28 protein-coding genes and 1 riboswitch are annotated in these 24,542 nt (G+C 45.9%); of the genes, 22 read left to right on the plus strand and 6 right to left on the minus strand.

All coding sequences use genetic code 11. The features are described 5' to 3' along the window. The first annotated feature begins 83 nt into the window (after positions 1-83). A complete protein-coding gene (gene rraA, locus B1A98_RS14155; protein WP_063386212.1) occupies positions 84-584 on the plus strand; it encodes a ribonuclease E activity regulator RraA in 501 nt (166 codons plus the stop codon). 371 nt (positions 585-955) lie between these two features. On the opposite strand, the gene B1A98_RS14160 is transcribed toward rraA, so the two are convergent. After that, positions 956-2,224 (minus strand): MDR family MFS transporter, encoded by a 1,269-nt coding sequence (locus B1A98_RS14160; protein ID WP_063386211.1) that lies wholly within the window; start codon positions 2,222-2,224, stop codon positions 956-958. A 92-nt stretch (positions 2,225-2,316) separates the two neighbouring features. Continuing rightward, the gene (locus B1A98_RS14165) at positions 2,317-2,883 is read right to left on the minus strand and encodes a biotin transporter BioY (protein WP_063386210.1); all 567 of its coding nucleotides are present in this window, start codon (positions 2,881-2,883) and stop codon (positions 2,317-2,319) included. 103 nt (positions 2,884-2,986) lie between these two features. On the opposite strand from B1A98_RS14165, the gene bioD reads away from it, so the two are divergent. Further along, entirely contained in the window at positions 2,987-3,718 is a 732-nt protein-coding gene (gene bioD, locus B1A98_RS14170; protein WP_063386209.1) for a dethiobiotin synthase, read from the plus strand. 16 nt (positions 3,719-3,734) lie between these two features. Further along, complete coding sequence (gene bioA, locus B1A98_RS14175) at positions 3,735-5,057, plus strand: adenosylmethionine--8-amino-7-oxononanoate transaminase (protein WP_063386246.1); 1,323 nt, start codon at positions 3,735-3,737, stop codon at positions 5,055-5,057. A gap of 112 nt (positions 5,058-5,169) precedes the next feature. Here bioA and B1A98_RS20515 read toward each other — a convergent pair whose 3' ends face one another. Continuing rightward, positions 5,170-5,343: a hypothetical protein gene (locus B1A98_RS20515; RefSeq protein WP_156141516.1), complete on the minus strand. Its 174-nt coding sequence runs from the start codon at positions 5,341-5,343 to the stop codon at positions 5,170-5,172. Positions 5,344-5,504: 161 nt separating this feature from the next. Further along, positions 5,505-5,647: riboswitch (cobalamin riboswitch) on the plus strand. Positions 5,648-5,783: 136 nt separating this feature from the next. Here B1A98_RS20515 and B1A98_RS14180 point away from each other — a divergent pair. From B1A98_RS14180 to B1A98_RS14240, 13 genes are read left to right on the plus strand one after another with little or no spacing between them, the layout of a single operon-like run. Beyond that, positions 5,784-6,755: a helical backbone metal receptor gene (locus B1A98_RS14180; protein WP_063386208.1), complete on the plus strand. Its 972-nt coding sequence runs from the start codon at positions 5,784-5,786 to the stop codon at positions 6,753-6,755. Beyond that, entirely contained in the window at positions 6,718-7,779 is a 1,062-nt protein-coding gene (locus tag B1A98_RS14185; protein ID WP_063386207.1) for a FecCD family ABC transporter permease, read from the plus strand. Before B1A98_RS14180 ends, B1A98_RS14185 begins: the two co-directional genes overlap by 38 nt. After that, positions 7,776-9,248 carry an adenosylcobinamide amidohydrolase gene (locus B1A98_RS14190; protein ID WP_063386206.1) on the plus strand — a complete coding sequence of 491 codons (1,473 nt, stop codon included), beginning with the start codon at positions 7,776-7,778 and terminating at the stop codon, positions 9,246-9,248. Before B1A98_RS14185 ends, B1A98_RS14190 begins: the two co-directional genes overlap by 4 nt. After that, positions 9,245-10,207: an adenosylcobinamide-phosphate synthase CbiB gene (gene cbiB / locus B1A98_RS14195; RefSeq protein WP_063386205.1), complete on the plus strand. Its 963-nt coding sequence runs from the start codon at positions 9,245-9,247 to the stop codon at positions 10,205-10,207. The genes B1A98_RS14190 and cbiB overlap by 4 nt, the downstream gene beginning before the upstream one ends. After that, complete coding sequence (gene cobD / locus B1A98_RS14200; protein WP_063386204.1) at positions 10,182-11,252, plus strand: threonine-phosphate decarboxylase CobD; 1,071 nt, start codon at positions 10,182-10,184, stop codon at positions 11,250-11,252. The genes cbiB and cobD overlap by 26 nt, the downstream gene beginning before the upstream one ends. Then, entirely contained in the window at positions 11,234-11,818 is a 585-nt protein-coding gene (locus tag B1A98_RS14205) for a bifunctional adenosylcobinamide kinase/adenosylcobinamide-phosphate guanylyltransferase (protein WP_063386203.1), read from the plus strand. The genes cobD and B1A98_RS14205 overlap by 19 nt, the downstream gene beginning before the upstream one ends. After that, a complete protein-coding gene (locus B1A98_RS14210; RefSeq protein WP_063386202.1) occupies positions 11,815-12,684 on the plus strand; it encodes a cobyric acid synthase in 870 nt (289 codons plus the stop codon). Before B1A98_RS14205 ends, B1A98_RS14210 begins: the two co-directional genes overlap by 4 nt. Beyond that, positions 12,681-13,472 (plus strand): adenosylcobinamide-GDP ribazoletransferase, encoded by a 792-nt coding sequence (locus tag B1A98_RS14215; RefSeq protein WP_063386201.1) that lies wholly within the window; start codon positions 12,681-12,683, stop codon positions 13,470-13,472. The genes B1A98_RS14210 and B1A98_RS14215 overlap by 4 nt, the downstream gene beginning before the upstream one ends. Beyond that, the gene (locus B1A98_RS14220) at positions 13,424-14,056 is read left to right on the plus strand and encodes a histidine phosphatase family protein (protein ID WP_082821861.1); all 633 of its coding nucleotides are present in this window, start codon (positions 13,424-13,426) and stop codon (positions 14,054-14,056) included. Before B1A98_RS14215 ends, B1A98_RS14220 begins: the two co-directional genes overlap by 49 nt. Next, the gene (locus B1A98_RS14225; protein WP_063386200.1) at positions 14,008-14,454 is read left to right on the plus strand and encodes a bifunctional adenosylcobinamide kinase/adenosylcobinamide-phosphate guanylyltransferase; all 447 of its coding nucleotides are present in this window, start codon (positions 14,008-14,010) and stop codon (positions 14,452-14,454) included. The genes B1A98_RS14220 and B1A98_RS14225 overlap by 49 nt, the downstream gene beginning before the upstream one ends. Then, the gene (locus B1A98_RS14230; protein WP_063386199.1) at positions 14,451-15,044 is read left to right on the plus strand and encodes a cob(I)yrinic acid a,c-diamide adenosyltransferase; all 594 of its coding nucleotides are present in this window, start codon (positions 14,451-14,453) and stop codon (positions 15,042-15,044) included. The genes B1A98_RS14225 and B1A98_RS14230 overlap by 4 nt, the downstream gene beginning before the upstream one ends. Further along, a complete protein-coding gene (locus B1A98_RS14235) occupies positions 15,041-15,532 on the plus strand; it encodes an ECF transporter S component (protein WP_063386198.1) in 492 nt (163 codons plus the stop codon). Before B1A98_RS14230 ends, B1A98_RS14235 begins: the two co-directional genes overlap by 4 nt. Further along, entirely contained in the window at positions 15,529-16,227 is a 699-nt protein-coding gene (locus B1A98_RS14240; protein ID WP_063386197.1) for an AIR synthase related protein, read from the plus strand. Before B1A98_RS14235 ends, B1A98_RS14240 begins: the two co-directional genes overlap by 4 nt. Positions 16,228-16,332: 105 nt before the next feature. Here the strand turns inward: B1A98_RS14240 and B1A98_RS14245 are convergent, their stop codons facing one another. Then, positions 16,333-16,908, minus strand: coding sequence for a beta-class carbonic anhydrase (locus tag B1A98_RS14245; RefSeq protein WP_063386196.1), 576 nt, complete (start codon positions 16,906-16,908; stop codon positions 16,333-16,335). Positions 16,909-17,487: 579 nt separating this feature from the next. Between B1A98_RS14245 and B1A98_RS14250 the strand changes: the two genes are divergently transcribed. From B1A98_RS14250 to B1A98_RS14270, 5 genes are all read left to right on the plus strand, one after another. Further along, positions 17,488-18,678: an ABC transporter substrate-binding protein gene (locus tag B1A98_RS14250; protein ID WP_063386244.1), complete on the plus strand. Its 1,191-nt coding sequence runs from the start codon at positions 17,488-17,490 to the stop codon at positions 18,676-18,678. Between the two features lie 72 nt (positions 18,679-18,750). After that, positions 18,751-19,632 (plus strand): branched-chain amino acid ABC transporter permease, encoded by an 882-nt coding sequence (locus B1A98_RS14255; RefSeq protein WP_041101541.1) that lies wholly within the window; start codon positions 18,751-18,753, stop codon positions 19,630-19,632. Between the two features lie 3 nt (positions 19,633-19,635). Further along, entirely contained in the window at positions 19,636-20,691 is a 1,056-nt protein-coding gene (locus tag B1A98_RS14260; RefSeq protein WP_063386195.1) for a branched-chain amino acid ABC transporter permease, read from the plus strand. After that, positions 20,688-21,470, plus strand: a complete 783-nt coding sequence (locus tag B1A98_RS14265) for an ABC transporter ATP-binding protein (protein ID WP_041114371.1) — start codon at positions 20,688-20,690, stop codon at positions 21,468-21,470. Before B1A98_RS14260 ends, B1A98_RS14265 begins: the two co-directional genes overlap by 4 nt. Continuing rightward, on the plus strand, positions 21,470-22,204 hold the full coding sequence (locus B1A98_RS14270) for an ABC transporter ATP-binding protein (protein WP_041101546.1): 735 nt from the start codon (positions 21,470-21,472) through the stop codon (positions 22,202-22,204). The genes B1A98_RS14265 and B1A98_RS14270 overlap by 1 nt, the downstream gene beginning before the upstream one ends. A gap of 68 nt (positions 22,205-22,272) precedes the next feature. Here B1A98_RS14270 and B1A98_RS14275 read toward each other — a convergent pair whose 3' ends face one another. Next, entirely contained in the window at positions 22,273-22,593 is a 321-nt protein-coding gene (locus B1A98_RS14275) for a thioredoxin family protein (protein ID WP_041101548.1), read from the minus strand. 95 nt (positions 22,594-22,688) lie between these two features. Between B1A98_RS14275 and queF the strand changes: the two genes are divergently transcribed. Continuing rightward, positions 22,689-23,189 carry a preQ(1) synthase gene (gene queF, locus B1A98_RS14280; RefSeq protein WP_041101550.1) on the plus strand — a complete coding sequence of 167 codons (501 nt, stop codon included), beginning with the start codon at positions 22,689-22,691 and terminating at the stop codon, positions 23,187-23,189. Positions 23,190-23,362: 173 nt separating this feature from the next. Here the strand turns inward: queF and B1A98_RS14285 are convergent, their stop codons facing one another. Then, a complete protein-coding gene (locus B1A98_RS14285; protein WP_041101552.1) occupies positions 23,363-23,563 on the minus strand; it encodes a cold-shock protein in 201 nt (66 codons plus the stop codon). Positions 23,564-24,542 lie beyond the last annotated feature (979 nt).

Genomic DNA, 24,542 nt, shown 5'->3' on the forward strand with positions numbered 1-24,542 from the left:
AAAACATGCAAAAGCAGAAGGCAAACAGGAAAAAGGAGACAGGCGTCGAATGAAAACAATAACCAGGGGAAAAGGGGGAAGATATGATGATCGAAACAGATGTGAAAACAGCGGATTTATGTGATGATTTCGCAGAGAAATTGCAGGTATGTTATTTGGACTTCAAGTCCTATGGGGGAAGACAGCGCTTTTCAGGACCGGTTTCTACGGTAAAAGTATTTGAGGATAATGTGCTCGTGAAAAGAGCGCTGCAAACGATTCCAGAGGGTCATGTATTAGTAGTGGACGGGGGCGGTTCGAAGCGGTGTGCACTGCTCGGAGACCGTTTAGGCGAAATCGCCGAAGAGCGGAAATTGAGCGGGATTATTATTAACGGCTGTGTGCGCGATACGGCGGCGCTTGCAGAACTAAATATCGGTGTGCTTGCTTTAGGCAGCAATCCGCTGAAGAGCATTAAAAGGGGAGAAGGAGAAGAAAATATTCCTGTGGCATTTGGGGAGGTCAAATGGGTGCCCGGACAGTATGTGTATGCGGATGAGGATGGAGTCGTTGTGGCGGAGACCCCTTTGCAAAAGCAGTCATAAATTTATAAAAAGGAAGGGCCGGGTCCAGCCCTCAGTTTGTCGACAAAAGAGGTTCGGAATGAGATGATTCCGAACCTCTTTCGTGTTGTAGATGGTTTTTAAGTCATTTAAAAGAAAGATAGACTCTCTGAGGCGATGATTTGGGCCATTTTCTTGAGGTTCATTGCAGTGAAAGTAAGCATCTGCGAATGCATGCTCAAGCGTTTAGTCTATTTATTTTCAAGTAAGTTTTCTTATACGGCTGCCTTAGCGTTGTTCACTCTGTTGATTAGAATGGAAATCAACAGGTCCCATCCGTGAGCAAACAAAAAAGACTGGAGACAAACTTTCATTTTCATTGAGTTTGTCTCCAGTCTGAGAGCCTGCCCTTTTTAAGATTCACTCTTTTTCCTCTGACTGTGAAGGATAAACATATAATAGTAAATGGCAGCACTTGTCAAAGAAAGCACGGCAATCAGTGAAAACGTCCAAGAATAGCCAATCCACATAGTCAAAGGAATGGCTGCAGGAGCAATCATGCGGCCGATCGTATAGCGCAGGCTGGCAGCAGCAAAGTACTGGCCACGCATATGCTCAGGCGCGAGCACGGAAATAAAGCTTTGCTGGAGCCCGACAATTAATAATTCACCAAGAGTAAATACAGCCATTCCCACCACAAATCCCCAAAACCAGTCAGTCAGGGCAAACATCCACATCGAAGCTGCATACAAAATAGAGGATGCGGCAAAGACATTTTTTTCATGGAAGCGTGACACCCATTTGGAGATAGCGACTGTAAACAAGGCGACAAGCAGCCCGTTTTCTGAAACAAGCAGCCCGAAAGCTTTTTCTCCGCTAATAGAAACCACCCAATCACCAAGTGAAAAGATGGTTTGGATATCAATGGATTCCTTTGTATAAACAGGAATGAGCAAATCGAGCTGCATGAAGGTTTGGGAGCTCAAAATTCCCGCGATGATAAACAACAGGAAAATTTTATCGCGCACAATTACCTGATAATCTTTGATTTGCGCAATAATCACGCTGTACCATTTGTTATTGTTAGCTGAGGAGGCTTGTAAGACCCCTGGGTTGGTTTCTGCTATCCATTTCCAAACGGTAAAAGCAAGCGAGAAGCAGGTAAGGGCCGCAAACAGCATTAATGCGAATCTGTAGGTGAAAAAGAAAATGCCGCCAAGGATAGGACCAATGACGACTGCTATATTAATTGAGGTGTAGAAAACAGCAAAGACATCACTCCGGTCTTTCTCTTCCACTACATCAGCCACCATTGCCTGACTTGCCGGCCAATAAAGGGAGCCGAACACGCTGGCAATAGAAAAGGCGAAAAAGCCAAGAAGCGCTGATTCATGCCATGGAGAATTGGCAAAAGCAAAAATAAGAAAAGCCAGTCCCTGTCCGAAAGATGACAGCACCATCATCCGCTTCCTGCCGAAGCGGTCTGCACAATAGCCGCCAGCCAGATTAGCAATGACTGAAAATAGCTGGGAAAGGATAAGAAGCATTCCGGCTTTGCCCTTCCCAAATTCCTCGGCAAAGTAAATAGCAAGAAAAGGGAAGAACATCCAAAAGGTCACATTCATGACGCTTTCCCCGATTAAACGAACTTTTAAACTGCGATCCCACTCTCTTATCTTCATTAGGTTCTCCTCTAATCCGTAGCAATACTTCAACTATACACAGAAAATGGAAGATTATGAAGAGAAATCAAGAAGGGAGGGAAAAAATTTATTTACTCTTTTATTATATAAACACTCCGTTTGCTTAAGGCTAAACGAATCTTCGGCACAGAAGCGAGAGACAAAGCGATCACTGCAAGGTCAAGCGGCAAGTAGGCAGCCATCCACGACCAGGCGACAGCATAACTGAATCCTTGCGGAGCCTCCGCCCACCATCTAAAGGCGGCATACATATAATGAGTGCCAATAACATAATTCAAAAGAATAACAACGGCACCTGTATATAAATAGGCCGCTTTTTTCGCAGGTTCTGAGAGAAGCTTGCCTGTCGCATAAGCTACTGCGATGAAAGAAAGCACGAATCCGAATGTGGGACTGAGAATGCTTGCCGGACCTCCTTTAAATTGGGCAAACACGGGAGCGCCGGCAAGCCCGATACATACGTAAGCCATCATGGAGAAGGAGCCGAGCCGGCTTCCGAGCAATCCGCCGGCCAGGATAGCAAACATCAGCTGCAATGTAACCGGCACGCCGCCGATCGTCAAAAAAGGGGACACATTGGCGCCAATAGCCATTAGGGCGGCAAAAAGCGCACAAACAACAATCTCATAAGTTTTCATTTTACTTTTTTCACTCCTTTAAAAAATAGGATTGTTTATCATTTTTTCATATGTTAACATTTTTGTAAATATGGTTTACCAATTTTAAAAAGGAGTGAATTTCATGCCTGGCATTTTTATCACAGGTACAGATACGGATGCAGGAAAGACGGTTGCCACGGTTTTGCTTACTCACGGTTTGAGGGAAAGAGGAATAGAAGCTGTCCCATACAAGCCTGTGCAAAGCGGAGCGGAATGGAAAAATGGTGAGTGGAGGGCGCCAGATGTTGATATGTATCAGTTGCTTCCGGAAATGAGAGGAGAAAAATTACATACATATTTGTTTAAAAAAGCCAGTTCTCCTCATTTAGCGGCTGAGGAAGAGCAAGCGATAATTGACGAAGAGGCGATCGTTAAGGAAATTCGAAGACGATCAGCGGGAAAGCAGCTTGTCTTAGCAGAAGGAGCCGGAGGGGTATTTGTTCCGCTGAACAGGAAAGGAAGCAGCGTGATTGATGTGATGGCAGAAGCGGCTTTACCGGTCGTCATTGCAGCAAGGACAGGGCTCGGGACCATTAATCATACGATGCTGACCATTGAAGCACTTCAGAAAAGGAGCTTGCCAATTGCCGGCCTTGTCTTTTCAAGCATCGTTCCAGGGGAAAAGACCATGGAGCAGGATAATATGCGGGTGATTCAGGAATGGTCCGGTCTTCCTGTGATCGGGCATATTCCATTCATTGAAGATATTCAACAGGCTCTTCAGGAACGCGGACGACGTTCTGAAATCGTTAAGAATTGGGCATTTGACAGACTGATGGAGGGGATCGAAAGTGGACGCAACGCGTTTATATGAAATTAGCCAAAAGCATATGTGGCTGCCGTTTACACAAATGAAGGATTACGAGGAAGCCCCGCTGATTATCGAGAGCGGTGAGGGGATCGTACTGCGGGATATTTATGGAAACGAATATTTAGATGGCTATTCTTCTTTATGGCTGAACGTGCATGGTCACCGCCGTCCGGAAATTAATCAGGCGATCAAGGAGCAGCTTGAAAAGATTGCCCACTCGACTTTGCTTGGAGCCGCCAATGTGCCGTCTATTCAATTAGCTGAAAAGCTGATCGAGATCTCACCGGATAACTTAACGCGTGTATTTTATTCAGACAGCGGAGCGGAGTCGGTAGAAATAGCGATCAAAATGGCTTATCAATATTGGCAAAACAAAGGAAAAGAGAAAAAAACAAAATTTGTTACACTTGCAAACGGGTATCATGGCGATACGGTGGGGGCGATCAGCGTAGGATCCATCGACATTTATCATCGCGTATACAGCGCATTAATGTTCGATTCATTTGCAGTGCCGTTTCCATCAGCAAGCTGGCATCCTTCAGGGGACGGACAAACAGCGAAGGAGGAGTCGCTCGCGGCTATGCAGACGCTGTTTAAAGAAAGTCATCACGAGATTGCCGGGCTCATTGTAGAGTCGATGGTCCAAGGGGCAGGCGGCATGCATATTATGCCTCCTGGCTATTTAAAGGAATTAGAGAGGCTTTGCCGAGCATTTAATATTCTTTTGATTGTTGATGAAGTGGCGACCGGATTCGGCCGCACGGGCAAGATGTTTGCGGTAGAGCATGAAGACGTAGCCCCGGACATTATGACAGTGGCCAAAGGGATTACGGGAGGGTACTTGCCGATTGCTGCTACGCTGACGACAGAAGAGGTTTATGCAGCGTTCTACGGAGATTATGCCGAGATGAAAACATTTTTTCATGGTCATTCTTATACAGGGAATCAGCTTGGCTGTGCGGCTGCTTTAGCAAACCTCGATATATTTGAGAAAGAAGAGGTAGTGAAGCAAGCTGCTGAGAAAGCGGAGTATATCACTAAATTGTTAGCTGAAATCGCCGAGCTGCCGCATGTGGGGGAAGTACGCCAGCTAGGCTTTATGTGCGGGATTGAAGTGGTAAAAGATCGAACAGCGAAGGAGCCGTTTCCTTCTGAAGAGAGGGTGGCTTACCGGGCGACATTGCGGATGAGAGAGCTCGGGATGCTGACCCGGCCGCTTGGTGATGTGATAGTGTTCATGCCGCCGCTTGCCTCCAGCTATGAACAATTAACAAGAATGGCTGGAATTATGAAGCAAGCGATACTTGAAATCGCCGATTCACCGGCGGTTGCTGAACGGTAATTACTCTTTCATTTAAGCCAAAAAATCCGTCCGCTTATCCGGATGGATTTTTTGGTTTATCAGATGTTTGGGAAAACATTTTTATTGTATTCTTGTGTTTCTTTAGCGGGGATTACAAATGGCGGTCATGCGCCTGATCGCGATCGTTTAAATAAGGATCATCTTCAGGCATCTCGTCAATCCGGCTTGTATCAGAGGAATCGAAGGCTTGGCGAAGAAAGTACACTAAAATAAGAGCAATGGCAAGCAATAGAACAACCAGTCCAATTAAAGTGGCAAGATTCATTTTACCGCTCCTTCCTTTTTTTATTATCCTATTCCACTTTCGGTTTTTCTAAAACATAAAGGTGAAGAATGATGAAAAAAATTAGTGCCAGCAAGCGAAGAATGATTTTAAAATTGTATGAAAGTAAAGTTTTTTTTGTGTATAATGTAGCTAAGCGGAAAACTACATAATTTGGACCAGGTAAAGCCGAATGATCCGGCTTTTTAAAAGGGCAAGCTGGTGAAAGTCCAGCGCGGTCCCGCCACTGTGAATGAAATGCAGCCATTTCATAAGCCAGAAAACCTGCCTGGTTTAGAGCACCGGTAACCTACGCGGATAGGGTGGTGTAAAAGCGGCCTGCTTATTGTTTGTTGCCGGGCGGTCCTTTTTCACTGCATCTCTCCACAGCGTAGAGGTGTTTTTTTATGGATATTTTTTAGAAGAATGAGGGAGAGAAAGTAATGAAGAAGTTATCGAAGTATACGTTGTCTTTTATGCTGGCTGCGGGTTTGCTGGCCGGCTGCGGAAGTGACAAAGCCGCCCCTGAAAAAGAAGAGAAAGCCAATCAGCCGAAAGAAAGCGAGCAAGCGGCTTTTCCTGTAACGATTAAAGATGCTGATGGGAAAGAGGTTGTCATTGAGGAAAAACCGAAGCGGATTGTTTCTCTGATTCCAAGTAATACCGAAATCGCTTATGAGCTGGATTTAGACAAGGAAATTGTAGGGGTATCCGATAACGACAATTATCCAAAAGAAGTGAGCTCCAAGGAAAAAGTGGGCGGTATGGAATATAATATCGAAAAAATTATCGGACTTGACACGGATCTTGTATTGGCCCACGGCTCCGCTCATAACGCTAAGGAAGGTTTTAAGCAGCTGGAGGAAGCGGGAATTGATGTGCTCGTCGTTAACGATGCCCAAAATTTTGATGAAGTGTACGATTCTATTAAAATGATCGGCAAAGCGACAGGCACAAGTGACAAAGCAGAAGATATCGTCACGGACATGAAAGAGGATTTAACTGAAATCGCCGAAAAAGCGAAAGCAATTAAAAAAGAAGAAGAAAAAAGCGTATTTATCGAAGTGTCGCCGGCTCCCGAAATTTACACGCCAGGAAAAAATACGTTCATGCAGGAAATGCTTGATCTGATTCATGCAAAAAATGCAGCAGCTGATCAAGATGGCTGGGGACAAATGACAGAGGAAGCGATTATTAAGAAAAATCCGGATGTTATTATTACAACACATGGCTATTACACGCAAAAGCCAGTGGAAGAAGTACTTAGCCGCAAAGGCTGGGAAACGATAACTGCTGTTAAAAACAAAGACGTTCATGACGTTCATGCTGATCTCGTTAACCGTACGGGTCCGCGTCTTGTTGAAGGAGTAGAAGAACTTGCCGAAGCAATTTATCCAGATGTTTTCAAAAAATAAACTTTCGGCGTACTTGTTTGTCTTTATATTTTTTATTGTCTCAGTATTTGCAGGTATCTCGATCGGAACGGTTCAAGTTCCGGTTCGGGATATCATTTTCTTATTATCCCATCATTTTTTCGGAACGCCGCTCGATGGAGTGGACGCTTCCTTTGATAACATCGTCTGGAAAATCCGTTTTCCGCGAGTGTTGTTAGCTGGTCTTGTCGGAGCTTCTTTGGCGGTGGCAGGCGCCGCTTTTCAAGGGCTGCTGCGCAATCCGCTTGCTGATCCTTACACGCTTGGCGTATCATCTGGTGCCTCTGCAGGTGCGGTTATGGTGCTGTTTTTTAATATACAGCTTCCATGGCTATCCGGATTTACGCTGCCTGTTGTCAGCATTGCCGCTTCGATTGTGACCATTTTCATTGTTATATTGTTTGCCCAGGCCATTGAACGGTCGATGAAGGTGGAAACGATTATTTTAACAGGAATTATATTCAGCTCCTTTTCAGGAGCGATCATTTCTTTAATGATTGCTTTGACGGGCGAGGAGCTCCGGCAAATTATCGGCTGGCTGCTCGGCAGTGTGTCTATGCGAGGCTGGGATTATATTCAGCTTATCTTGCCGTTTTTTCTGGCAGGCACCTTCCTGCTGATGGTCCATGCGGCTGAATTAAATGCAATGTCGTTTGGTGAAGAAAAGGCCCAGCATCTAGGAGTGAATGTCCGCAGAAAGAAGTTGATTGTGCTGACGGCCGGCTCCATTTTAACAGGAGCAGCCGTGGCTGTTTCGGGAACCATCGGCTTTGTTGGCTTGGTCGTCCCTCATTTTATTCGCCTGATTTGGGGGCCGGACCATCGCCATTTGCTGCCTCTGTCCATGTTGGCCGGCGCTGGTTTTTTAATTTTGGCTGATTTGGTGGCCCGTACGGTCATTTCTCCCACCGAACTGCCGATTGGCGTGATTACATCGGTCATCGGTGCCCCGGTGTTCGCCATTATTTTGCTTCGCAAGCAAAGGAAAGGAAGAGGGACAGCATGATTAAGATAGAACAGCTAAGCGGCGGCTATGACAGCAAATTGATCGTGCATGAACTATCATTTTCTGTTCAAAAAGGAGAAATTTTCGGCATATTAGGGCCCAATGGGAGCGGCAAAACCACGCTGTTAAAAATGATTAGCGGCATCGTTCCTGCCAGCCGCGGCTCTATCGCGGTAGATGGCCGGCAGATCAAGGAGTACACGCCAAAGGAGCTGGCGAAACAGCTTGCCGTTCTTCCGCAGATGACCCCGCAAGCTTTTTCATACACTGTAAGAGAAACCGTTTCTCTTGGGCGTTATGCCCATCAAAGCGGCATCTTTCCTGTATGGCGCAAGGAAGATGAGCAGGCTGTTATGAAAGCAATGAAGCAAACCGGCACCCTCCAATTTGCTGAATCCTCTATTGAACAATTGTCTGGCGGTGAGCGTCAGCGTGTCTTTCTTGCTCAGGCACTTGCGCAAGAACCAGAAATTTTGCTGCTGGATGAGCCGACCAACCACTTAGATTTATCTTTTCAAAAAGAACTGCTGGATTTGCTGAAGAAAACAGCAAATGAAACAGGGCTCACCGTTATTTCGATTTTTCATGATTTAAATCTTGCTTCTTTGTATTGTGACAGGCTATTGCTTATGGAAGAAGGGCGGATGTCGGGGCTCGGCCTGCCAAGTGAGGTTTTGAAAGAGGAATCCATCCAAAAAGTGTATAAAACAGCTATTCATCAGCGTCCTCATCCGGAAGTTCCGAAGCCGCAAATGAGTATTCTTCCTGAAAAGACGGCTCAGGAAGAAGCAGAAATCCGCATTGATGAAACATGTGTGCAACAGACAGGCGAATGGATCGCTCTTGAGTCGCCTATATTGCTCAAAACCCTATCAGCCGGAGTTATTGGAGCGGGCTGGGGCTGGCATCGAAGTTTTGTTAATCGTCATGTCGATAAAAATTATTGGCATGATGCTTATAAGGAAGATATGAAGGCGTTTTTAAAGCGCTATCAATTTGACATAAATGAGACGGTTGGCATGATGACGGCGGTTCAACTGGACACAGCTGCCTGCCGGTTTATAGAAGTAGAAGACGTCTCAGTGTTTGCGGTCGTTACCGCGGGTGTCGGCAATGCGGTGGATGTATCGCGGTCTATCGAGCATAACCGGGCATTTTTGCCGGGAACGATCAATACATGGGTATTTGCCAACGGGCAATTATCCGAAGAAGCATTTGTTCAAGCGGTTATGACTGCTACAGAAGCAAAAGTGAAGGCTTTGCTTGATAAGCAGGTGAAAGATCCGCTGACGAACTCGCAGGCGACAGGGACCTCTACTGATAGTATTTTGATCGCAGCCACACAAAGGGGCGCACACCAGGCGTTTGCCGGTACAATTTCTCCCCTTGGCCAAGCGATTGGAAAGGCCGTTTATGAGTGTACAGTCGAGGCTCTGGAAAGCAACCAGAGAGGAGAGAAAAAAACATGATTTATCATCTTCTCGCTGCGACCATCGCTTTTTTTCTGGATCGCTTAATTGGCGATCCTCCCCATCTGCCGCATCCGGTCCGGTGGATTGGTTCACTGATTCATTTTCTTGAGCAGCGGCTCAATAAAGGAACGGCTAAACGTGGAAAAGGAGTGATCATGCTTTTTTTGGTTCTCTTTGTTACGGGCACGGCCAGTTTTTTGCTCGTTTTTGCCTTTTATCGTCTTCATCCCGCTGCCGGTGTGGCAGCTGAGGCGATGATCATTGCTTCAACGATTGCCTGCCGCAGCTTAAAGGAGGCAGGGCTGAGTGTCTACCAGCCGCTGAAAAGCGGCGATATGACAGAGGCGCGCATCAAGCTTTCCTATATTGTCGGCCGGGATACAGAACGGCTGGATGAAGGGGAGATTACACGGGGAGCTATCGAGACAATTGCCGAAAACACCAGCGATGGCGTTACCGCTCCGCTGTTTTGGGCTCTCATTGGCGGAGCTCCCGGAGCGATGCTGTATCGGGCGATTAATACGTGCGACTCCATGGTCGGCTATCAAAATGAACGCTACAAACAGTTTGGCTGGGCCTCTGCACGTGTGGATGATCTGGTGAACTGGCTGCCGGCTCGCTTAACGAGTTTGCTGATGCTTTGCTCGTTTCCGGAAAGCTCGTATTCTAAAAAATGCGTGTGGCAAATTGTCAGCCGGGATGCCAAAAAGCATCCAAGCCCCAATAGCGGCTGGTGTGAGGCGGCGGTTGCCGGTCTGCTTGGCATCCAGCTTGGCGGAGTCAATACTTATAAAGGCCAGGTTTCCCATCGAGCTGAGATGGGTGAGCCGTTCAGGCAAAAAACAGCGGAGGATATCGTGCTTGCTAATCGGATTATGGAGAGATCTTCCTTTTTATTTTTACTGATGATGTGGATTGGAGGCATTGGCTATGAAGTGGCCCGCTCATGGTTCTAATCCGGCCCATCTTTATGAAAGTCTGCAGATGGATCAGCCGGAATGTATAACAGATTTCAGTGTGAATATAAATCCATACGGCCCGCCGCCGAGTCTTCAAGCAAATTGGGAAAGCTGGCTGGCCTCCGTGTCTGATTATCCGGACCCGTACGGACAGACCGTTACAGGCCAGATTGCCCGTCTGAATGGAGTGACTGACCAGCAAGTGGTGCTCGGAAACGGTGCAGCAGAGCTGATTCAATTTCTCGGCCAACTCTGGCGCGGCCAAAAGGTGGTCATTGCTCAGCCGGCATTTTCAGAATATGAGGCGGCTTGCCGGGTGTATGGTTGCGAAATAGACAATGTTTTTTTGAATAAAGGGGGCTCCCTTCCAGTTCATGAGCTGGCGGCTAAAGCACATGATGCGGCGGCCTTGTTTATTTGTACGCCAAATAATCCGAGCGGCCTTGCTTTTCCGGTAGAAGAGATCGCCCAGCTGCTTGAATGCTTGTCTTCATCCGGCTGCAAAGTGGTGATCGATGAGGCATTTTATGATTTTGCCGGCTCCTCCACCGTTGTTCCGCTCCTTCAAGACTATTCGAACCTCATCATCCTGCGGTCATTAACGAAAATGTATGCAATTGCCGGCTTGCGAATAGGCTATTTGCTGGCGGCTGAACCGCTTGCTTTGCAAATTGCGCGTTTCCGCCCTCACTGGAACATAAATGCCATTGCTTTAAAGGCAGCAGAAACGGTATTGGCCGATCCATCCTTTGCTGAGCGGTCTCGAAAAAGAATTGCAGCTGAACGAGAAAGAATGTTTCAGTTTCTGGAAAAGCAAGGGTTTCAGTTTACCCGCTCAGTCGTGAATTTTTATTTGCTCCGGGACCCTGTGCTGGAGGATCAAAAGCCGCTTTTTCTCTTTTTGCTGAAAAAAGGGATTGTCCTTCGCCATACATACAATTATCCGGGGCTTGCCGGCCGGTGGCTGAGGACCTCTGTCAAAACAGAAGCGGAAAATAATCAGTTGAGAGAGGCGCTGCTAGAATGGAAAAAGCACAATTGACGATTGTTCTTGGCGGCGTACGCAGCGGAAAAAGCAAGGCAGCTGAAAGACAAGCTTTTTTAGAAGCGGAAAGACTGGGAGGCTGCCTTCACTATGTAGCTTGCGGCCAGGTGACAGACGAAGAAATGGCTGCCCGGGTCCGCTCTCATCAACGGGAACGGAAGGAATCCGGGAGGCAGTGGACGACCTGGGAACAGCCTGTTGCTGTTGGCGATGCGGCCAAACACTTTAAAAAACAGGATACAGTATTAATAGACTGCTTGACGACATGGTTAACAAACGAATGGTTTACCAGCAGCAGAGATGAAAATGACTGGGTGCAGCCAGCTTTCTATCAGAACATTCAAAGCAAGATTCAGTCAGGCATTGATCAGATCAGAAAAGCGGCCGGTGCGGTTGTGATCGTTTCCAATGAATTATCCTATGAACCGTTTGCTAGTCCGCTTGTGTTTCATTATGCAAAGGCATTAGGAGAGCTTCATCAATGGCTTGTAAAAGAGGCGGCGGTTGCCGTGCTGGTTGAGCATGGATATCCGCTTGCAAAAAAGAAGGGGGCAAACGCATGAAAGGAATTATGATTCAGGGAACGGCTTCTAATGTAGGGAAAAGCTTGATAGTGACCGCATTGTGCCGGCTGCTTCTGCAAAAAGGTTTTCAGCCGGCGCCCTTCAAATCACAAAACGTGACCAATTACTCTTACATAACGGAAGACGGCAAAGAGCTTGGCAAGGCACAAGTGTTGCAGGCCGAAGCTTGCCGGCTTGACCCGCTGCCTGAGATGAATCCGATTTTATTAAAACCGGTGCAGCCCGGCGGATCGGAAGTTGTGTGGCTTGGTGAACGGATAGAAGTGGTGTCAGGCATGAAATACCGTGAGCGATATTACCATCAGGCAGTAGAGACCATTCAGCACTCGCTGAAAAAACTTGCCGGGCTTTCCGATTTCGTGGTCATTGAAGGAGCCGGCAGCCCGGTAGAGATGAATCTCAAGGATCGGGAAGTTGTGAACATGAAAGTAGCCGAGCTGGCTGATGTACCGGTCATTCTGGTGGCAGACGTCCAGCGCGGCGGCCTGTTTGCCAGCGTCGTTGGCACTCTTGCTTTGCTTGATCCGCATGAACGCAGCCGGGTGAAAGGGTTAATCGTAAATAAATTTCATGGGGAGCCGCTTTTGTTCGAGGAAGGAAAGCAGTGGCTTGAGAAGCAAACAGGGATTCCTGTTCTGGCGGTTCTTCCCTATTTAGCAGATCACCAGCTCGAAGAAGAAGATGCCTTGTCCGTTCCGTCTGTCAAGTCTCAGCCGGAAGAACAAAAGCTGCTTAACAATAAAGAAGCAACATATAATCAACTGGCTGAGCATTTGCAAAAGTATTTTGATTGGGAACAGTTTCTTGCCATTGTTGAAAAAGAGGAGAGGGCAGCAGGTCAATGAAGCCTTATTGGAACGGTTTTTTGCTGAACGTGCAATTTTTTTCTGCTGTTCCGGTCCGCCGCGAGCTGCCGGTTGATGCCGTCCATTTGCGGGCCGCCTTGCGGATGTTTCCGCTTTTTGGCTTAACAAAAGGAATCGTATATGGCGCCCTCTTTCTGCTGCTGATCGAGTGGTCGCCGCTCTCCCCGCTTGGCAGTGCGTTTCTTTTTTGGCTGCTGCCTATCCTCTGGACAGGAGGGCTGCATTTGGATGGCTGGATCGATACAAGTGATGCTTTTTTTTCTTATCGGGACAGAAGCCGGCGCCTGGAAATATTGAAAGATCCTCGTGTCGGCGCATTCGGGGTTCTTTCGCTGATTGTGCTGCTGGCTGCCCGCTTTCTATTCATCTATGAAATTTTCCTGTTCGGAAATAGCCAGGTTGTTTATTTTATCATACTGATTCCTTTTTACAGCCAAATGATCACCGGGCTGCTGCTAAACGGAGTAGCACCGGCCAAACAGGAAGGAATTGCTTATTTTTTTCAGCAAGGAAAAGACAGCCGTCTTGCTGCTGGCTACGGCTTTTGGACGATCGTGATCGCGGGTCTCTTTTTTGCTTGGACTAAGAGCCTGTTGTCACTGCTATTATTGGCTTTCCTGGCTTATTTGTTTTTCTTGTTTGCCCGCAGAGGAGCGTTAAAGCACTTTGGCGGCATTACGGGGGACTTGCTTGGTGCCAGTTTGGAAGGAGCGGAAGGATGTTTATGGATGATCTTGTGGTTATTGGTCTCTATCGGCATGGCGTAACAACAGATAATGAAAAAAAAGCATTCAGCGGCTGGACAAATTCGCTATTGAGCGAAACCGGGAAGAAAGAGCTGGAGCGTCTAAGGAATGGCATCCCGTCTTATGAAAAGATCATCGCAAGCGACCTGCAGCGCTGTGTGGATACGGCTGCCTTCTTTTGGAGGGACACGTCAATCGACACATGGCCAGAGTTCCGTGAGATGAATTTCGGTTTTTTGGAAGGAAAAACCCACCAGGAATTAGAACATGTAGAAGAGTATAAAACCTGGCTGCAGGACCCTTTCTCTAGTCCGCTTCCGGGCGGGGAAACCTATGAACAATTTGGCCGCCGTGTGATGGCAGGATGGAACAGGTGGCTGGAGCTTCTCGCTCAATTGAATCTGAAGCGTACAGCCATCATCACCCACGGAGGAGTCATCCGCCATTTACTGACAGCAGTGGCACCTGAGAAGAAGGGGTTTTGGGAATGGAAAGTAGAGAATGGCCGCGGCTATGAATTAACTGGCTCGCTTTCTGCACTAAGGAGGGGTGAAAGATGCATCTCGTTACGGGCGGTGCCTTCAACGGAAAAAAGCAATGGGTGAAAGAGGCTTACAGCCTTGGAGAAAAGCCGCATATCTGGCATTCATTCTACCATGCGGGCCAACTGGAAAAGTGGACAGAGCCGATTGTAGTATTAGAAGGCATTGAACGGCATGTCCGCCGGCTTGTTGAAAAGGAAGAGGACGCCGAATCTGCCCGGCAAGTGTGGAATGAGCAATTAACTGGCTGGATTGACTGGGAGAGCAAAGAAAAGAACAGGCAATTAATTCTTATTGGCACAGATATGACAAAAGGAGTTGTACCGGCTAATGCATTTGACCGGAGGTGGCGGGATGCAGCCGGCTGGTGTTTTCAGGCGGCTGCAAAGCAGGCTTGCCAGGTGATCCAAATATGGTACGGGTTGCCGCAAATCATAAAAAACAAGGGGGAAGAACAATGAGACTATATACAAGAACAGGAGACAAAGGCGAAACGAGCATTATCGGCGGGCGTGTAGGAAAGGACCATTTACGCGTAGAAGCTTATGGAACGGTGGATGAAACGAATTGCTTTGTCGGCCAGGCCATGGCTGAGCTGCATGCCGATAAGGAAGCCTTCCAGGATATCCTTGCTGATTTGGAGACCATCCAGCACGAGCTGTTTGATTGCGGAGGCGATTTAGCCACGGTTTCCGGAAAGCGGGAGTGGAAGCTGCAGCCGGAGTCTGTCAGCGAGCTTGAGAGAAAGATTGATGAATACATTAAAGAGGCACCAGAGCTGGAAAGGTTTATTTTGCCGGGAGGGTCGAAAGCTGCTGCCGCCATTCATATCGCCCGGACGGTAACCCGCCGCGCCGAGCGCCTAGTCGTGGCTTTAATGCGCGAGGAGGAAGGGATTCATCCGGTCACACTTCAATACTTGAATCGGCTTTCTGATTATTTCTTCGCTATTGGCCGCGTGATTAATTTCCGCCTCGGTGTAAAAGATGTCGAGTATATCCGCAGCGCCAAAGTCTTTCGTGACGGAAAGAGGAAGGAAGATCAAAAGTGAGTGTCAAACATATTTCCTGGCTCGCTTTATTTACGGCTTTGTCGGTTGTCGGCGGGATGATTAAAGTACCGGCAGGAATTGTCACCAGCGTTGCATTTGATTCGTTTCCGGCATTGCTGGCAGCCGGCCTGCTTGGTGCCGGGCCTGGGGCTCTTGTTGCTGCTTTTGGCCACTTAATTTCGGCGCTGACTGGCGGCATGCCCATGGGACCGCTGCATTTGCTCATCGCTGCTGAAATGGCGGGAGCCGTTTGGCTGTTCGCTGCGCTGTATAGGATGAATAAACGGGTGATAGCTGTCATTGTATTTATTTTGTTAAATGGACTCGTTCTCCCGCTGCCATTCATTTTCGTTATAGGCTGGGGATTTTATGCAGGTGTTGTTCCTTCGCTGCTGGTTGCCGCTCTGTTGAATGGTCTTCTTGCCTGGACGGCTTTGCCTCGCCTGAAAGAATTATTTAGAAAGCACTTTAGCGGTATCCAAGCGTGAAGCGGGATGTCATTTATACAAATGGTCTCGTCCTTGCAGCGGATAACAGCGGTTCAGTTGGCGAAAAGCCGGGCGATACCGTAAAGGCAGACTACGAAACGGTTGGCTATTTCTCCGCGCGTGTGGCATTAATGGAATGTCTGGCTGCAGGGGGAGAGCCGTTTGCTGCCGTTCTGCAAAACTTTGCAGGTGAAACGGCTTGGAAAAGCTTAATAAAAGGAATAGAGAGAGCGGCTGACCAAGCGGGATGCCGGATTGAAATCACGGGCAGTACAGAAACGAATTTCACGATGAGTGAATCAGCGGTAAGCATTACGGTGATCGGACGCCATATTCACAGAGCAGAACCGTTCGATAGAGAAGCTGTTTGCTATGCGGTGATCGGAAAACCGCTTGTCGGTCCGGAGGTGCTCGCTGAGCCGGACTATGTTGCTCCTTTGTCCTTATTTAGGCAAGTGCTCGAGGCAGAGGGAGTGAAAAGTGTTTGGCCTGTTGGCTCTAAAGGGATTATTCATGAAATGAGAAACGTAACTAATAATGAAGAGTTGCAAATAGAACATATTCAGTGCTCTTTGGATGCCGGCAAATCTGCCGGGCCGGCTACCTGCTTTTTAATAGCTGTAACCCATGAAGAGGCACAGAGGCTGGAAGCGCTTTGCCGTCCGTTGTACACACCGGTGGGCGTACAGCTGTAAGCAGTACAGGAAAACAGAAAGGCGGCATCAATGCCAGTCATTTTAAATAAAAAGGCAGCCTGACTAGGATACAGGCTGCCTTTTTATTTACTTATGGAATGTTTTTTAAAGAGCGATTTCTTTTTCGTAACCGTCCACAACGAGATCCAATTTTCCGGTTTCTGGATCAATTACTAGTCCGTGTACCGGAATATCTTTCACCATGAGCGGATGCTGTTTAATCATGCCGACGCTGTGTTTGACACTTTCTTGCACGCTGCTGAATCCTTCAAGCCAATGATCCACGTCGATGCCGGCATGGCGAAGGGTATCGATCGTGTCATCTTGCACGCCCCGCTCCTTCATTACTCCAAGAATAGTCTCACTTGATAAGGTGCTCATTCCGCAGTCATGATGGCCGACGACAAGCACTTCATCGGCCTGCAGCTGATAAACCGCTACAAGTAAGCTTCTCATAATACTTCCAAACGGATGATTAACAATCGCCCCGGCATTGCGGACAATTTTTACATCCCCATTTCGGAAGTTCATTGCCTTCGTTACTAATTCGACAAGGCGCGTATCCATGCAAGTCAAAATAACGACACGTTTATCGGGGAACTTATCGGTCGTAAATTCCTCGTACATTTTATCGCTGACAAATTTTTCGTTGTAGGTTAATACATCATTTAATAAAGTCATCTAATCATTCCCCTTTTCCATCAAGATTAGGATGTAAAATCATCTTCTATATAAATTATAGCGTATTTTTTGTTTCTTCAAGTGGGATTTTTAGAGTAAATTTCCGGTTCATGTGCTGGCTGACGTGAAGAAGGAAGGACGTAAGTCGCGATTTAGTGAAAGAGGGAAGCTATCCGCCGATACTAGCCGTTTCCAGTTTTTGCGTGTCTGGCAGCGGAAATTCGATAAAACATATATAACAACTATGATAACGACAGGTAAATTATCGTTAGATAGTGATATGTCAGAAAATTTGATATTTTCATAAAAAAATCTTGTCATCCTCTATTTTTTAATATATTATTACGTTTAAAGAACGGAATGGAAGGGTTTTCAATAAAAATAGATGATATTTCCTCCATTAAAAGATAGAGAAAAAGTATAACAAAAAAAGAAAGCTGATTTCACTTCTGATATTACAACGAGTGGATCAGCTTTACTTTATAAAGAAAGAGCGGCTTTCCCTCCTATGCTTAACAAATGAAACTCGACTACTTTAGACCCAGGAGGAGTGCTGTAAGTTTGAAGGGAGAGAAGGAAATGAAGAAAAGGATGTTCGCACTTTTAACGGCTATGATGGTGATGATTCTGGCTGCATGCGGAGGAGAGGATGCTGATTCTGCGTCAGGGAGCGGAGGAGATTCAGGAGGAGAGATTAAAATCGGCAGCGTTATTGATGCTTCCGGAAGTGCTTCGCCGCTAGGAAAAGGCGAAGAAGAAACGATTAAAATGATTGTCGATGAGCTGAATGAAAAAGGCGGCATCGGCGGAAAGAAAATCAAGCTGATTTCGATTGATTCCAAGTCGGATCAAAACCAAGCGGTCCTTGCAACAAAGAAGTTGATTGAACAAGAGAAAGTCACGGCTATTATCGGCGGAACAATCAGCGGCAACAGCCTGGCGATGATTCCGCTTGTTGAAAAAGCAGGAATTCCTTATCTGTCGTTGGCGGCAAGCAAGCAGGTAAACAATCCGGATGATAAATCACCGCGCAAATGGACATTTAAAACGGCCCAAGGAGACGATGTTGTCATTCCTAAATTAATTGAATATTTAGAAAAAGAAGGGCTGAAAAAAGTAGCTTGGCTGAACGTAGCTAACTCTTATGGAACAAGCGGTCACGAGGAATTTACAAAACTGGCTGACAAACACGGCATAAAAGCTGTGATTGAAGAAGAATTTGAGGCAACAGTAAATGATGCAAAGTCGACGTTAACCCGAGTCAAAAAAGCAAAGCCTGAAGCCGTTATTATTTGGGGCACTGCCCAAGAATCGGCTGTTGTCACAAAAAATATTCGTGAGATTGGCATGGATGTCCCGGTCATCGAAAGCCATGGAATCGGCACCAAGCAATTTATTGAATTAGCCGGCGATGCCGCGAACGGAGTAGTTTTCCCAGCAGGAAAATTGCTGGTGCTGGATGAACTGGACGACAAAGATCCTCAAAAGGAAAAGCTTGTTGCTTTTAAAGAAGCTTACGAAAGCAAATACAAAAATACAGCAAGCACGTTCGGAGGCCATGCGTATGATGCAATTCATATTTTAGCAGAAGCTATTGAAAAAGGCGGAGCTGATAAAGAGAAGATTAGAGAAGCAATTGAGCAGACAGATGGCTTTGTCGGTATTTCAGGAACATTCAAGATGTCGGCAGACGATCATAACGGACTGACGTCCGATAGTCTGGTTATGGTAAAAATTGACGAAAACGGAGAATGGAAGTTAGGAGAATAACTATCGGCAACATGGAGAGAAGCGGGGGAGGAACATGCTTCCCTGCTTTCCTGCTAAGAGGGGGGATTGAAAGTGGAGTTAACGAGTCAATTTATCCAACTGATTTTTTCTGGTTTAACCATTGGCAGCATTTATGCATTAGTCGCTATCGGCTTTGTTATTACTTATAACATTACAGGGGTTTTGAATTTTGCCCAAGGGGATTTTGCTATGCTTGGGGCAATGCTTGCGATCACATTTGTGTCGATGGATATGCCGATGGGGTTAGGGATTATTCTAAGCATTGGAATTGTCGTGCTAGTCGGGGGCATTTTTGAGCGGACGGCCATTTATCCGGCACGCAACGCATCGTTGCCGACATTGATCATTATTACGCTTGGTGTAGCAATTGCCATCCGGGGATTTGCCATTTTGATTTGGGGCACGCAGCCAAGATCATTGCCGCCATTTACTGAAAACAACCCAATTAATGTTTTGAATGCGGTCTTGCTGCCGCAAAGCATTTGGGCTGTCGGCATTTCATTAGTTAGCTTGATTGCGATGCATTACTTTTTCAATAAAACGTTTATCGGCAAAGCTGTTACCGCCTGTGTCGTCAACCGTTCGGCTGCTCGGTTAATGGGGATTAAACCGGAATGGATGTCCTTTATCTCAATAGCTGTAAGTGCAGGGCTGGGAGCGATTGCCGGAATTATTATTGCCCCGATTTCGGGAGCTACTTACGAAATGGGATTAATGATTGGCATGAAAGCTTTCGTTGCCGCTGTCATTGGAGGGCTGACCAACGCGCCGGCCGCTATTATTGGCGCTTTTATGATTGGAATTTTAGAGTCGTTTACAGAAGGTTTGTGGACCTCGGGGTACAAAGATGCAATCAGCTTTGCCTTGCTTCTGATCGTATTATTCTTCATGCCGAATGGGCTGTTTGCTAAAGCGAGCGGAAAGCGGGTGTAAGGGATGAATCATTCGAAAGTAAGTGAACTATATAACAGGCATTATGGCGGTCTCTTCCTATTTATTGCCGCTCTTGTGGTGGTTCCTTTTGTTGCTAACTCTTTTCTTTTAAGTGTTCTGATTCTAGTCGGGCTTTATGGGATCGTCACGACAGGTTTAACGATGCTGATGGGCTATGCCGGACAAATATCGCTCGGCCATGCGGCTTTTTATGGAATAGGTGCTTATGCCTCAGCTGTTATGACTGGAACTTACGGGATGCCGGGAATTGTCGGTATTCTGGTTGGAGTCGCCTTTGCTGGTACGGTTGCGGTTTTGATCGGCATTCCAACATTAAAGCTGAAGGAAAACTATCTGGCGCTGGCAACGCTCGGATTCGGTATTATTATCTTTACCTTTTTCAAAGAACTAAAAGAGATAACAGGCGGATTAAATGGATTTTTTGGGATTCCATCCTTTAATCTATTCGGTTTTGCCTTTGATACAGATTTGAAATTCTACTTTTTAATTTGGGCGTTGTTGATCGTTGGCATTCTTTTTTCAAAGAACATTATCGATTCACGGGTTGGTCGGGCGCTGCGCTCCATTCACGGCAGTGATGTGGCCGCCAATTCAATTGGGGTAAACATCCAGCAATATAAATTAAAAGTGTTTGTGCTAAGTGCTGTCTATGCTTCTGTAGCCGGCAGCCTTTATGCTCATTATGTCACCTTTATCAATCCTAATTTATTTACGGCTATGGAATCGATCACCTTTTTAATTATGGTTGTGATCGGCGGATCAGCGAATATTTGGGGAGGAATGATCGGCGCTATTGTTTATGTGCTCCTGAATGAGCTGCTAAAAGAGGTTGTGCCGATGTTTTTCCCAAACGTAGGAGGCGAGTTTCAAATTGTCTTCTTCGGAATCCTGCTGGTCGCTATTTTAATTTATATGCCGCAAGGACTTGCGCCGACACTTGGAAAAGCGTGGAGGCGTCTGGCGGGACGGAAAAATAAAAAAGCGGCCGTCACCGGACCGCCGAATGCTGATGCAACAGTGGGAGGGAGCAAGTCATGAGTAAACCGCTGCTGGAAGTGAAAGGGTTGACGAAAGCGTTTGGTGGAGTCATCGCTGTCAGCGAAGTGGATTTCCATTTAAATGAAGGAGAGATTGTGGCCGTGATCGGGCCGAACGGTGCCGGAAAAACCACTCTTTTTAATATGATTACGGGTGTTTTGCCGCCTACATCAGGGCAAGTGTTTTTTGACGGGAAAGAAGTGACAGGCAACCAGCCTTATCAAATTGCCAAGGCGGGAATTACCCGCACATTTCAAAACTTGCAAGTGTTTGAAAATATGAGTGTTATTGAGAATGTGATGACGGGTGTTCATTGCCGCTTGAAGACTGGCTTTCTGCAAGCAGGCTTGCGGTTAATGGGAGTCAAGCGAGAAGAGCAACAAGCCTTTGATGTCGCTATGAGCTGTTTGGAGAAGGTTGGGATTGCCGATCTGGCGTTTGAAGCAGCAGAAGTTCTTCCTTATGGGAACCAGCGTCTGCTTGAAATTGCCAGAGCCTCTGCTTCCTCACCAAAGCTTATTCTTCTTGATGAACCGATGGCAGGCTTGAATCCGCAAGAATCCAGACAGCTTGTTGACATTATTAAGAAAAAAAGAGAGGAAGGCATGTCCTTTCTTTTCGTAGAGCATGACATGGAGACGGTGATGGGGATTTCTGACCGTATTGTTGTGATTGATTACGGCAAAAAAATTGCTGAGGGCACACCAGCTGAAATTTATGAAAACGAGAAAGTGATTGCCGCTTATCTTGGAACAGAAGAGGAGGAGGAGGCGATTTGATGCTTCAAGTAAAGGATATTCATACGTATCATGGCTTTCTCCATGTCCTGAAAGGCATTTCCTTCGAATTAAATAAAGGAGAAATCTTTGCCATCGTCGGGTCAAACGGAGCCGGCAAAAGCACGCTGCTGGGTACAATTGCCGGCATTTATCAACAGCGCCAGGGAAAGATTCTTTATGAAGGAAATGATCTTGGCAAACAAAAAGTTGAAGAGGTTGTCAAAAAAGGGATTTGTCTTGTGCCTGAACGCCGGCAGATTTTTGATGCTTTATCAGTCAAAGACAACATGATGCTTGGCGCTTACCACCGTTATCGGCAAAGCAAGAAAACTCTTCAACAAGATATAGACCGCTGTTACGAATTATTTCCGAAGCTAAAAACGATGGAAGACCGTCCGGGCGGCTTGTTAAGCGGCGGTGAACAGCAAATGCTGGCCATTGCGCGCGGTTTAATGTCCAATCCTAAATTAATGATGCTTGACGAACCATCGTTGGGATTAGCGCCTTTGATCGTTAAAGACATCATGAATATTCTTGATCAGCTGCGTACAGAATTTGGCACAACTATTATTTTAGTAGAACAAAACGTAAAAGCTGCTTTAAAAGTGGCGGATCGCGCTTGCGTTATGGAGCGAGGAGAAATTGCCATCGAAGGAGAAGCGAAGTCATTGATGAAAGATCCGCGGGTGCGTGATGCGTATCTTGGCGGGAAAGGCCGTACAGTTCCGGTCTAGCCAGCCGACAGAGGCCCATGTAACTTTATCAAGGATGCTGCAGGAAGTCAGCATCCTTTTTTGTGATCTCACAAATATTGCAATGACAGCTTTATTTCTTCTTCCAGTTCATCCATTAAAATAAAGCGGGCTTTTCGGAACATCTCTTTTCCATGGATGAAAAAGAGAACAGCCGGCACGGAGAAGACCGTGTATTGGCCGGAAATTTCCGGCGCTTCTGCTATATTTGCTTGAACGGCATACACATCAGGAAACTGCTCTAGCAGCTGTTCTACACGCGGCTGAATAGCATGACAAACAGAGCAGTTGGGACCTGAGAAAAAGGCAAGCACAGCGCCATGCTGCTCGGCAGCTTCCTTCAGTTCAGAAAGAGAGGAAATGGTATGCAAAAAAATCACTCCTTTTGCTAATTGTAAATCTTTTTTGATTATCTCGGCAAGCGCGCTTATAATGGAAGAGAATTTCAACAGGGAGGTAGCTTCTGATGGCGGGAAGAAACGAAGAAGAATTAAAGCAAGACATTTCACTTTTAGGCAATCAAGGGACGAAGTATACATTTGCATACGATCCTTCAATTTTAGAATCATTTGATAACAAGCATCCGAATCGGGATTATTTTGTAAAGTTCAACTGTCCGGAGTTTACCAGCCTGTGCCCGGTAACCGGCCAGCCGGACTTTGCCACCATTTACATCAGCTATATTCCTGATATTAAAATGGTGGAAAGCAAGTCATTAAAGCTATATTTATTCAGCTTCCGCAATCATGGCGATTTCCACGAAGACTGCGTAAACATTATCATGAATGACTTGATCGAACTAATGAATCCCCGTTACATTGAAGTCTGGGGCAAATTCACGCCAAGAGGCGGCATCTCTATTGATCCGTACTGCAACTGGGGGCGTCCAGGCACAAAGTTTGAAGAAATGGCGAACTACCGCCTGATGAATCATGATATGTATCCGGAGACCGTAGATAACCGTTAAAGAGCAATAAAAAATCATTAGTCGTCATAAAGAGACTGTGTTATACTGAGTCTACCATTTGCTATTACTTGTTTCGATATCCCCTGCTCATTCATGAGCAGGGGATTTTTATGCGGCCAAAAATAAAAAACAGACTCTGCAATGAGAGTCTGTTTATATGTGTGTGGTTTTAATTATGCTTTTTGAACGTTAGTTGCTTGCAATCCGCGCTGACCTTGTTCAATGTCAAATGTTACAGCTTGACCTTCGTCTAAAGATTTATAGCCGTCGCTTTGGATAGCTGAGAAGTGAACGAATACATCGTCTCCATCTTCGCGTTCGATAAATCCAAAACCTTTTTCTGCATTAAACCATTTCACTTTACCTTGTTCCATGTGTATTTCCTCCTCGTATGCAGTGCATACATTGTGTTACTATCCTTGCTCCAAATCTTCCAGACGAAAGTAGATATATCACTTATCAATCCTTAACGAACAAAAATAATTCCTCTTAAACGTAACATGAAAAGCTCCAATGAGCAAGTGAAAATGAGAGATAGTCTTTAAAAATGTAAAAAAAGCCGAAACTACTCAGAAAAGTGAGGGGGATTTATTCAATCAACCATTGTTGCGTTCAAGGGAGATGAGGATAGCTTCTTTCTATAAGAGGACTGCAGCAGGGCTTTTACTTTATGCTATGACGAGGAGGCACAGGCACAAAGTTTGAAGAAATAAAATATGGCGAATGGCCGTTTGCTGAATCATGATAGGTATATGAAAAAGATTGGTCATCAATAAGAAGCAGGAGAATGATCAACTGCTTCATTAATAAGGACGTCCTTTTCTCAAGAGACACTCAGGGAAGGACCTTCTGAGTGAGCCGGGAGTCGGAATGATAAGCATAGATATATTATTAAACTAAATCATAGGTTTCTTTATTATTTTAGGGCAAATAGATCATCTTTCTCTTTAGTAAAAAGGTGAAAAAGCACGATCAGCTCTTCATTTGCCTTGTTTATTGTTCCATTTATTTTCAATAACTAAGAAAAGTGCGAAAACAGGCTTTTTTTATCAATAATTGACTGATTTTATAGATAAAATAACAAGATCCGACAAGGAAAATTAATATGTTTTTCCTAATTTCCAATATTTTTCTGTTTGAGGAAAAAATTATGAGTTGAATCTTTATGCCTATATTGATTGATAGATACCTTGTGCAGTATTGAGTTTAGCGGATAAGCAGTACACTGGCGAATTAGAAAAATAGACTCATACTAAACTGCTGATTTAGTCATTTAGATACATATATTATGAAAATGTAATTATTTTAACGAATTTGTTGTTTTTTCAGTTTGGGTGTAATATTGCCTATTGT

The organism is Pseudobacillus badius, from assembly GCF_002189605.1.
GTDB lineage: Bacteria > Bacillota > Bacilli > Bacillales > Domibacillaceae > Pseudobacillus > Pseudobacillus badius.